8 protein-coding genes and 1 pseudogene are annotated in these 9,700 nt (G+C 69.5%); 5 read left to right on the top strand and 4 right to left on the bottom strand.

The annotated features are described in order from the left end of the window. Window positions 1-301: 301 nt before the first annotated feature. Complete coding sequence (locus ACESM1_RS29705; RefSeq protein WP_372624907.1) at window positions 302-1,885, bottom strand: ABC transporter substrate-binding protein; 1,584 nt, start codon at window positions 1,883-1,885, stop codon at window positions 302-304. A 193-nt stretch (window positions 1,886-2,078) separates the two neighbouring features. Between ACESM1_RS29705 and ACESM1_RS29700 the strand changes: the two genes are divergently transcribed. Genes ACESM1_RS29700 through ACESM1_RS29680 form a run of 5 tightly spaced genes read left to right on the top strand, consistent with a single transcriptional unit; the run spans window position 2,079 to window position 6,797 of the window. Further along, the gene (locus ACESM1_RS29700) at window positions 2,079-3,284 is read left to right on the top strand and encodes a dipeptidase (RefSeq protein ID WP_372624905.1); all 1,206 of its coding nucleotides are present in this window, start codon (window positions 2,079-2,081) and stop codon (window positions 3,282-3,284) included. A 27-nt stretch (window positions 3,285-3,311) separates the two neighbouring features. Beyond that, on the top strand, window positions 3,312-4,325 hold the full coding sequence (locus ACESM1_RS29695) for an ABC transporter permease (protein WP_372624903.1): 1,014 nt from the start codon (window positions 3,312-3,314) through the stop codon (window positions 4,323-4,325). Continuing rightward, on the top strand, window positions 4,322-5,224 hold the full coding sequence (locus tag ACESM1_RS29690; protein ID WP_372624901.1) for an ABC transporter permease: 903 nt from the start codon (window positions 4,322-4,324) through the stop codon (window positions 5,222-5,224). Before ACESM1_RS29695 ends, ACESM1_RS29690 begins: the two co-directional genes overlap by 4 nt. Further along, complete coding sequence (locus ACESM1_RS29685) at window positions 5,221-6,060, top strand: ABC transporter ATP-binding protein (RefSeq protein WP_372624899.1); 840 nt, start codon at window positions 5,221-5,223, stop codon at window positions 6,058-6,060. Before ACESM1_RS29690 ends, ACESM1_RS29685 begins: the two co-directional genes overlap by 4 nt. After that, window positions 6,057-6,797 (top strand): ABC transporter ATP-binding protein, encoded by a 741-nt coding sequence (locus tag ACESM1_RS29680; RefSeq protein WP_372624897.1) that lies wholly within the window; start codon window positions 6,057-6,059, stop codon window positions 6,795-6,797. The genes ACESM1_RS29685 and ACESM1_RS29680 overlap by 4 nt, the downstream gene beginning before the upstream one ends. A gap of 212 nt (window positions 6,798-7,009) precedes the next feature. On the opposite strand, the gene ACESM1_RS29675 is transcribed toward ACESM1_RS29680, so the two are convergent. The 3 genes and pseudogenes from ACESM1_RS29675 to ACESM1_RS29665 form a co-directional block, all read right to left on the bottom strand. Continuing rightward, complete coding sequence (locus tag ACESM1_RS29675; protein WP_372624894.1) at window positions 7,010-8,212, bottom strand: M20/M25/M40 family metallo-hydrolase; 1,203 nt, start codon at window positions 8,210-8,212, stop codon at window positions 7,010-7,012. Window positions 8,213-8,300: 88 nt separating this feature from the next. After that, window positions 8,301-8,990: a MarC family protein gene (locus ACESM1_RS29670; protein WP_372624892.1), complete on the bottom strand. Its 690-nt coding sequence runs from the start codon at window positions 8,988-8,990 to the stop codon at window positions 8,301-8,303. A gap of 265 nt (window positions 8,991-9,255) precedes the next feature. Further along, window positions 9,256-9,500 (bottom strand): annotated as a pseudogene (locus ACESM1_RS29665) (transposase); the annotation flags it as partial. Window positions 9,501-9,700: the final 200 nt, after the last annotated feature.

Below are 9,700 nucleotides of genomic sequence, written 5' to 3'. Positions count from 1 at the left end.
CGCTGCCGGACCTCAGGCGAAAACCGGTTCGATGTCTTCTTCGTCATGACCCCATCCTCTCAATCCGTGGGGCCTCCGACAAACCCGGGGCGGTTCAGGATGAGGTTGAGAGCCCATTGGGCTCACGGCCATGCGGACGAGTCCGAGCCGCGCGCATTCGCACCGCAAAGCTCTGGCAAACCGAAATAGTAATAATCGCCGCCCATCCCCGAACCACCTCTGGCACTATCCAGAGACGGAAGCGCGGCGCGCGCCCCGCGCCGCCAGCAAGCATAGCCGGAGGGCTCGCCGGGCCGCCTCATCAGCCCTTTCGGAGGCCTTCGTAGCGCGTGTAGTCTGCAGTGAGGCCCAGTTGCAGCCCGCTCACGTTGCGCCGCAGCACCGCGATCTCGTTCCGCTGCAGCATGAATGCCACGGGCGCGCGCTGCAGGTGCTCGCGTTGCATCTGCTCGTAGATCGCGAGCCGCTTCGCCGGATCGTGCTCCCGCACCGCCGCGCGCGCGCTCTCCGTCAGGCGCTGGTCGATCCAGTGCAGCCGCCAGGCCATCACGCGCAGGCGGTTGTTCTCGGAGTTGTCGTCGTTCTCGCAGAAGTACTGCGCGTTGGAGTTCGGGTCGAAGTAATCCGTGCTCCAGCGCAGCAGGACCATCTTCGTCGTGCGGTTGCGCGACTTGGTCAGCACCTGGCGTGGATCGGCGGAGAGCAGGGAGGCACGGATGCCGATCTCCGCCAAGTTGCGCTGCAGCGCCTGGGCGACATCGAAGAAGGGCGGGCTGCCATAGTGGTCGAGCTCGATGGAAAAGCCGTCGGGATAGCCGGCTTCAGCCAGCAGGCGCCGCGCGCGCGGGATGTCCCGCGTGTAGGGCCGTTCGGTGATCGCGCCAGGCATGCCCGCCGGCAGGAAGGCCTGGTGCACGCTCCAGGTACCGGGCGTGACGTTCGCCGCGATGCCGTCGTAGTCGATCGCCCACTTCACCGCCTCGTGCACCTGCGGCTTCGAGAACTCCGGCACGGAGGTGTTCATCGCCACGTACATCTGCGTGCCCTGGCCGGACGAAACCAGCGTATAGTTGGCGTCGCTGCGCAGCGCACGAAGCCGGTCGGCATCGAGGTCGCGTGCGATGTCGGCATCGCCCCGCTGCAGCATCAGGAACTGGACGGAGCTGTCGGGCACGTGGCGGATGAGGATCCGCCGGACCGGCACGGGCGAGGCATAGTTCGGGTTGGCCATCAGCGTGACCTGCTCGTTCGCGTTGTAGCCCGCGATCCGGTAGGGCCCCGCCCCGGCGCTGTTCGTCTTGAGCCACTGGTTACCCATGTCGCCGTCGCGCTCATTGGCCATGACGCGTGCCTTCTCGACGACGCTCGCGACATTGGCGGAGAGGCAGTAGAGCACGAAGCTGGTCGCGCGCGCCTCCGGCAGCTCGACCACCACCGTCCGCTCGTCCACGGCCCGAATCAGCTGGCGGACATTATCCTTGTTGAAGCCGAACTGTGTCAGGATGAAGCTCGACGCCTTGCCGAGCGTCACCGCGCGTTGCAGCGAGAAGGCCGCGTCCTCCGCGGTGACGGCCGCGCCGCCGGCGAAGCTCTGTCCGGCGCGCAGGTGGAAGGTGAAGCGCTTCGCGTCCGGCGTGATGTCCCATCGCTCGGCCAGGTCGCCGCGGACGGTGGCGCCATCGGGCCGCACCAGCTTGCGGTAGCAGTTGGTGCAGACCTCGTTGCTCGAGAACTCGTAGGCCTCGGCCGGGTCGAGGCTGATGATGTCGCCGATGTGGCGCGCCATCACGACGACGTCGCGCGGCGTCTGCGCATGGGCTGGCCCCGCATGGAAGGCCGGAAGGGCAAGCGGGGCGGCAACTAGGCTGCGACGTGTCAGGGTCATCGCTTTACCTTCCTCAAGGCCCCAAGGGGCGTGGCTCGGCCCGGCGCGGCTGCCGCGCCACGATCCGGGCGCGTTGAGTGAACATTGCAGGGCGCCGCTCATCACCGCAAGCAGGTTGCATATCTTGCAGGATGATGCACGGCATGTGACCATGCCTCCGAGGGCCACCGCGGCCCGAGGGGTAGCGCGCAGCATGGCGAAGGCAGCATCCCGCAGGCACGATCCTCTGAAGCGCGCCATCGCCCTTCTCGAGCGGGTGCCGCTGGTGGATGGCCACAACGATCTCGCCTGGGTGATCAGGCTCGATGCCGAAGCGCGCGGCGACGTGCTGCGCTATGACCTGACGCGCGTGCACCCGGAGAGCGACACCGATATCCCGCGGCTGCGTGAAGGCCGCGTCGGCGCGCAGGTCTGGGCAGCCTATGTGCCCACCGACCTGCCCAACCCGGCGCGTGCGACACTGGAGCAGATCAACACCATCCTCCGCGTCGAGGACGCACATCCGGATGTTTTCTTCCCTGCCCGCAAGGCGTCCGACATCGCGCGCGCGTACCGGGCTGGCAAAATCGCCTCCATCATCGCGGTGGAGGGCGGAGTCGGGCTGGAGAACAGCCTTTCGCCGCTGCGCGTCTGGCACGCCGCGGGCGTGCGGCTGCTGACACTCTGCCACAACGGCACGCTGGACTGGGTAGACAGCGCCACGGACGCACCGCGCAGCAACGGCCTCGCGCCCTTCGGCCATGCGGTGGTGCGGGAGCTGAACCGGCTCGGCATGATGGTGGACTGTGCGCATGTCGCGCCGAAGGTGATGCACGACGTACTGGATACCTCGACGGCCCCGGTCGTGTTCTCCCATTCGAACGCCTTCACGCTCTGCGCGCACCCGCGCAACGTGCCCGACGACGTGCTGGACCGCTTGAAGGGCACCGAGGGCATCGTGATGGCTACCTTCGTGCCGGACTTCACCAGCGAGGAAGTGCGCGCCTGGATGAAGCCGCTACGGGAGGCGCATCTGCGCAGCACCGGCGGCGGCTGGCTGCAGGCGATCGAAGCTTGGGAGAAGGACCACGGCCCGCGCCCTCAGGCTACGCTCGAGCAGGTCGCGGATCACGTGGAGTATCTCGCAAGCCGCATTGGCACGCGGCGCGTCGGCATCGGGTCGGACTATTTCGGCGTGCCGACCAAGCCGATCGGGTTAATGGACGTCAGCCGCTTCCCGCATCTCTTCGCCGAGCTGATCCGGCGCGGCTGGTCGGAGGATCACCTGGCGGACCTCGCCGGCGGCAACTTCATTCGCGTGATGCGGGCGGTGGAACGGGAAGGCCAGCGGCTGCGCCGGGCAACGCCGCCGAGCCTCGGCACGGTGCAGCAGCTTGACGCAAGACAGCAGGGCGGCTGAGGCGGACGCGGTGCCCCGGGCCGCGCGATGACGGGGCGGCTGCGCGCCCTTGCGGCCACCGCGGCGAGCGTGCCGATCACACTGTTCGGCCTGGTTCTCGTTACCTTCCTGATCGGCCGCGTCATGCCGCTCGATCCCGTGCTCGCCATCGTCGGCGACCGGGCGCCGCAGGAGGTGGTGGAGCGCGTGCGGGTCGAGCTCGGCCTCGATCGCTCCCTGCCCGAGCAGTTCCTGCGCTACCTCGGCCAGCTCGCGGATGGCGACCTCGGGCGCTCGGTGATGACCTCGAACCTGGTGACACAGGACATTGCGCGCTTCCTGCCGGCCACCTTCGAACTCGCGACGGTGGCGATCCTGCTTGCGACGCTGATCGGCGTACCGCTCGGCGTGGCAGCGGCCGTGCGGCAGGGCAGCTGGCTGGACCAGCTCGTGAGGGTGATCTGCATCGCGGGCCACAGCCTGCCGGTTTTCGTGCTCGGCCTCGCCTCGCTGCTGGTCTTCTATGCCTGGCTCGGCGTGGCGCCGGGGCCGGGCCGCCAAGGCGTCTATTTCCAGGGCATGGTGGATGTACGAACCGGCCTGCTGACGGTGGATGCCGCGCTCGCGGGGGACTGGCCGGCGCTGTACGACGCCCTGGCGCATCTGGCGCAGCCGGCAGGCGTGCTGGCCGCCTTCTCGGTCGCCTACATCGCGCGCATGACGCGCGCCTTCATGCTGGCGGAGCTGCAATCCGAATACGTGACCACCGCGCGCGCCAAGGGCCTGACGGAGGCGCGCATCGTCTGGCGGCACGCCTTCCGCAACACGGCCGTGCCGCTCGTCACCGTGCTCGCGCTGACCTATGCCGGCCTGCTCGAGGGCGCGGTGCTGACGGAGACGATCTTCGCCTGGCCGGGTATTGGCCAGTACCTCACCGCATCGCTGCTCAACGCGGATATGAATGCGGTGCTAGGTGCCACGCTGGTGGTCGGGCTGATCTACGTGGCGTTCAACCTGCTGGCGGACGCGCTTTATCGCCTGCTGGACCCGCGCACGCGATGAGCGCGCCCTTCTCCCGCGAATGGCTGCTGTCGGACGCACCGGAATCGCGGCGCCAGGCGGCCTGGGGTCAGCGCTACCAAGCCTGGCTGGCGTTCCGCCGAAACGGGCTTGCGATGGCGGGACTCGCGGTAGTCCTGCTGCTGCTGGCGATGGCGTTGCTGGCACCCTGGCTCGCCACGCACGATCCCGGCGCACAGGATCTGAACGCACGCCTCGCGCGGCCATCCGCCGCACATTGGCTGGGCACCGACGAGCTTGGCCGCGACCTTTGGTCGCGCCTGGTCTTCGGCTCGCGGATCACGCTGGGTATGGTCGTCTCGGTGGTGCTGCTCGTCGCGCCACTTGGACTGATCGTAGGCTGCGCGGCCGGCTATGCCGGGGGCACGGTGGATCGGCTGCTGATGCGCGTGACGGATGTGTTCCTTGCCTTCCCGCGGCTAGTACTGGCGCTGGCCTTTGTCGCGGCGCTTAAGCCTGGCGTCGAGAGCGCCGTCATCGCCATCGCGCTCACCGCCTGGCCCCCCTATGCACGGCTCGCGCGCGCCGAAACGCTTAGCGTGCGCAATGCGGACTTCATCGCCGCGGTGCGGCTGACCGGTGCCTCCGCTGCGCGCACCGTGTTGCGTCACGTGGCGCCGGTCGCGGTGCCGAGCCTGGTTGTGCGCGTCACGCTCGACATGTCGTCCTTCATCCTCACCGCGGCGGGGCTCGGCTTCCTGGGCCTCGGGGCACAGCCGCCGCTGCCGGAATGGGGGACGATGATCGCCACCTCGCGCCGCTTCATCCTGGAGCAGTGGTGGGTGCCGTTGGTCCCGGGCATCGCGATCTTCCTCGCCAGCCTCGCCTTCAACCTGCTCGGCGACGGGCTGCGCGACGTGCTGGACCCGAAGCAGCGATGACACCGCTCGCCGAGATCCGCGGCCTGCATGTGGACTTCCCCGGGAACAACGGCTGGCAGCCGGCAGTGCGCGGCGTGTCGCTCACACTCGGGCGGGAGAAGCTGGGGCTCGTGGGGGAGAGCGGGTCGGGAAAGTCCGTCACGGGCCGCGCGCTGATGCGACTGCTTCCGCCCACGGCGCGCATCCGGGCAGAGGCGCTGCGGGTCGCCGGGACCGATCTGCTCACCGCGAGGCCGGAGGCGATGCGGCGGCTGCGCGGCGCGCGCATCGGCCTGATCCTGCAGGACCCGAAGTTCTCCCTCAATCCCGTGATGCCCGCCGGCGAGCAAATCGCCGAGGCCTGGCGGGCCCATCATCGCGGCAGCCGGCGCGAAGCGCGGGAGGCGGCGCTCGACCTGCTCGCCCAGGTGCTGATTCGCGATCCCACGCGCGTCTTCGGTGCCTATCCGCACGAACTCTCCGGCGGCATGGGCCAGCGCGTGATGATCGCGATGATGCTCGCCCCCGGCCCGGACCTGTTGATCGCTGACGAGCCAACCAGCGCGCTGGACGCCACGGTGCAGGCGGAGATCCTGCGCCTCCTCGATCGGCTCGTCTCTGATCGTGGCATGGGCCTGGTGCTGATCAGCCACGACCTGCCGCTCGTCTCGCGTTTCTGCGACCGGATCATGGTGATGTATGGCGGCCGCGTGATGGAGGAGCTGCGCGCCGCCGACCTCCACGCCGCGCGCCATCCCTACACGCGGGGGCTGCTGAACTGCCTGCCGCGGCTCGATGCCGCGCAGCCTCGCCTGCCGGTGCTCGCACGCGACCCGGCTTGGCTGGAGGGGCAGTGATCGAGGTCCGCGACCTGGATGTCCGCTTCGGCAAAGTGCACGCGGTGCGCGGCGTCTCCCTCACGGTGGCGGAGGGCGAGAGCTTCGGCCTCGTCGGCGAGTCGGGCTCCGGCAAATCCACCGTGCTGCGTGCGCTAGCGGGGCTGGTCGCCGGCTGGACCGGCAGCATGTCTGTGGGCGGCCGGCCGCTCGGGCATCGGCGCGATGCGGTATTCCACCGCACGGTGCAGATGGTGTTCCAGGATCCCTACGGCTCGCTGCATCCGCGCCAGACAGTGGACCGCATCCTGTCGGAGCCGCTGATCGTCCACCGCATCGGCGATGCCGACCAGCGGATCGCGCGCGCGCTGGAGGAGGTGGCGCTGCCGCGCTCGGTCCGCTTCCGCTTCCCGCACCAGCTCTCGGGCGGCCAGCGCCAGCGCGTGGCTGTGGCGCGCGCGCTGATCGCCGGCCCCTCGGTGCTGCTGCTGGACGAGCCGACCAGCGCGCTCGACGCAACGGTGCAGGCGGAGGTGCTGAACCTGCTCGCCGACCTCCGCGCTGCGCGCCACCTGACCTGCATCCTGGTAAGCCACAACCTGGCGGTCGTCGCACATCTCTGCACGCGGCTTGCGGTGATGCAGCACGGCCAGATTGTGGAGAAGCTGGACGAGGCGACGCTGCGCGCCGGACACGCGACGCATCCGCATACGCAGGAGCTGATCCGGCTATCTCGCGATCTTGACGGGACTGGGTAGCGCGCGAGTTCAGCCGAGGCGTTCGGCCGTGAAGGGCGCAACATCCGCGGTCGATGGCTGGCCGAGGATGGTGGGCGCAGGCGCTGCGCCGTGCCGATGACGGGCACCGCCCATCCAGAAACCCTCCGCCCCCTACCGCCGCACCTGCGCCGGTCGGGAGAGCGGACCCAAAGGTCCGGGCGTTCACGCCCTCCCGCGGTCCGCTCTGATCATCACGCGCTCAGCGTCGCGATGGCCACGGCGAGGCGGCAGCCCAACGCGAATTCGGGGATGTCCACATACTCGTTGACGGTGTGGATCTCGGCCTGTCCCGCGCCGAAGGTCACGGTCGGCACACCGTGCCCGGCCAGCCAGTTCGCATCGAGCCCGCCATGGGAGATCATGGTGACGGGCTCGAGGCCGATCGATTCCGCTGCCTTCCTGGCGCGCAGCACGGCCGGCTCCGCTTCGTCCAGCGTGAAGGGCGGGTAGGCGGCGCGGGCGTGGAACGTCACCTCTGCGGTCGCGCCCTCGGCGTCCGTCACTTCCGCCCGCGCCTTGTCGAAGGCCTCGCCGAAGGCCTGCGCGATCCTGGCGGCGAAGGCCGCATCGGTGCTGCGCGCCTCGCCCAGGATGTGGACGTAGTCGGTGACGACGTTGGTGGCATCGCCGGCGGGCTTGCCGTCCTTGCCGCCGAAGATGCCGACGTTGCTGGAGCCCCGTCCCTCGGGCTTTACCACCTTGCCGAACCAGCCGCCGCGGGAGGCCTCGGTCAGCGCCACCGATGCCACCAGGGTCGAGGAGATGCCTCGCTCCGGTGCGACGCCGGCATGGGCTGCCTTGCCCTTGATTGCCACCTCCCAGTTCGTCTGGCCGACGGCGCCGATGGTCAGCTTGGCGGCGTGCGTGCTGTCCACGTTGAAGCCCATGGTCGCGCCGCCCAGGTCCTTCGGGTCGAGCTCACGGGCACCGTGCAGCCCGCTCTCCTCCCGCACGGTGAACAGCAGGGTGATCGGCGGGTGCGACAGCTTGTGCTGGATCAGGCTCTTCGCCAGGGCGACGAGCACGGCGCATCCCGTGCCGTTGTCCCCGCCCAGCGCCGTGGTGCCGTCGGAGACGATGCGGTCGCCTTCGCGCCGCGGCTTGGCGCCCTTGCACAGCGGCACCGTGTCGAGATGGGTGGAGAACAGCAGGCGCGGGCCCGGCCGCGTTCCCGGCAGATCGACGATCAGGTTGCCAACCTCGGTCGGCAGCGGGATGCGCTGGTTGGCCGTGTCATGGCGGATCGCGGCGGCCGGCACGCCGACCTTCTTCAACTCGCCGACGATGGCCGCGGCGATCTCGGCCTCCCGGCCGGTCACGCTGTCGATGGCGAGCAACCTGACCAGCAGGTCCACGGCGTAGTCCACATCGACGAGATCGGCAGCGCTGCTCATGGTTCGTGTCCTCCTGATGCTTGGGTCCGGTGGTGCTGCGCGGATCGCCGCTGCGCCGAAGCGCCGGCGGGCAGCTTGGCGCGACGCGTCATGGCGGCGCGAGGATGGGACGCAAGGCGTCGGTCACGCCGGTCAGCATGATCTGTGCGCCGATGCACAGCAGCAGGAAGGCAGCGAGCTTGGCGGCGATGAGCATGCCCGTCGGACCGAGCCGTCGCGCCACCGCCGCGGCGTTGGCGTAGGCGATCCAGACGGAGAGCGCAACGGTGGCCGCGATCAGCGTGGCGACGATGGCGCTGAGCATCAACTCCCCGAGCGCCGTGGTCCGCCGTTCCGCCGCGAGCGCGATGGAGGCGGCGATCGCGCCCGGCCCGGTGGTCAGCGGCAAAGTCAGCGGGAAGAAGGCCATGCGCTCGAGCGGCGCGGTGTCGAGCGCAGCGGGCGCGCGGGCGTCGCGCCGCTGCGCGTCTTCCGGTTCCTCGTTCAGCATGCGCCAGCCGGCCACCGCCACCGCCAGCCCGCCTGCGATCCTCAACGCCTCGAGCGAGATGCCGAAGAAGCCCAGCACGGGGGTGCCCAGGAACAGGGCCACGAGCAGCACGATGAAGCTGTTGATCCCGATCGCGCGGGCCAGGCGCGCGCGGTCTTGCTCGGTTAGCCAGCGGGTCATCCCGTGGAAGACCAGCGCGCCCCCGAGCGGGTTGATGATGCTGATCAGCGCCGAGAAGCCGAACAGCCATGCGGCGAAGAACTCGCCCGCAAGGGCGGAACCGGTCATCGCGCCCGTCCCGGCCCGACACCGGCCTGCTGGATCGGCTGCAGCAAGAGGCTCCGTCTCCCTACCGCACGGCGTGACGCGGACGGGCGTATCGCACCGCGGAATGATCCTAGAGGCCCATGCCGGTATGGATTAGGCCGATGGGCCCCATGGCTGTGCACGGCATTCCAACGGCCCGGCCCGCCTGGCCGCCTGCGCAGCCACCGAGGGTCGTGTCCCATCGCGTGGTTTAGGAGCGCGATCTTTGGCGGGTTGGGCCGCCGGGTCAGGCTGGCACGGCGGACAGGCTGACGGGCGCAGTGTTGCTGACGGCGCCGATGGTTTCCTGGGTCATGTAGCGGGACCGCTGGGTGGCCCATTCGTCGGACTGCTCAAGGAGAATGGCGCCGATCAGCCGGACCACAGCAGCCTCGTTGGGACAGATGCCGACCACGTCGGTGCGGCGTTTGATTCGCCGTTGAGGCGCTCGATCGGATTGGTCGAATGCAGCTTGGCCCGGTGCGCGGCGGGCAAGTGCCTCTAGCCCCAATGCTGTTCACTTTGACTGGCCATGGTGTGTAGCCTGCCGGCTTGGTGACGCGGGATCGGCAGCGATGGCCGGTGTTCCTGCCGGCCTGCCGGCCGGCGTTCGTCTCAGCGACCGCATCAGCCTCGGCGTGATCGCCCGGGTGCTGCCGCCCGACCGGGTGCGTCGGGTGCTGGCGGAGACC

The organism is Falsiroseomonas sp., assembly GCF_041690465.1.
In the GTDB taxonomy this organism is placed as follows: Bacteria; Pseudomonadota; Alphaproteobacteria; order Acetobacterales; family Acetobacteraceae; genus Falsiroseomonas.
This window is presented reverse-complemented; position numbering and strand designations above follow the sequence as displayed.

Coding starts and splice junctions, on each gene's coding strand:
- ACESM1_RS29705 (WP_372624907.1), bottom strand. CDS start 1,885: ATGACCCTGACACGTCGCAGCCTAGTTGCCGCCCCGCTTGCCCTTCCG.
- ACESM1_RS29700 (WP_372624905.1), top strand. CDS start 2,079: ATGGCGAAGGCAGCATCCCGCAGGCACGATCCTCTGAAGCGCGCCATC.
- ACESM1_RS29695 (WP_372624903.1), top strand. CDS start 3,312: ATGACGGGGCGGCTGCGCGCCCTTGCGGCCACCGCGGCGAGCGTGCCG.
- ACESM1_RS29690 (WP_372624901.1), top strand. CDS start 4,322: ATGAGCGCGCCCTTCTCCCGCGAATGGCTGCTGTCGGACGCACCGGAA.
- ACESM1_RS29685 (WP_372624899.1), top strand. CDS start 5,221: ATGACACCGCTCGCCGAGATCCGCGGCCTGCATGTGGACTTCCCCGGG.
- ACESM1_RS29675 (WP_372624894.1), bottom strand. CDS start 8,212: ATGAGCAGCGCTGCCGATCTCGTCGATGTGGACTACGCCGTGGACCTG.
- ACESM1_RS29670 (WP_372624892.1), bottom strand. CDS start 8,990: ATGACCGGTTCCGCCCTTGCGGGCGAGTTCTTCGCCGCATGGCTGTTC.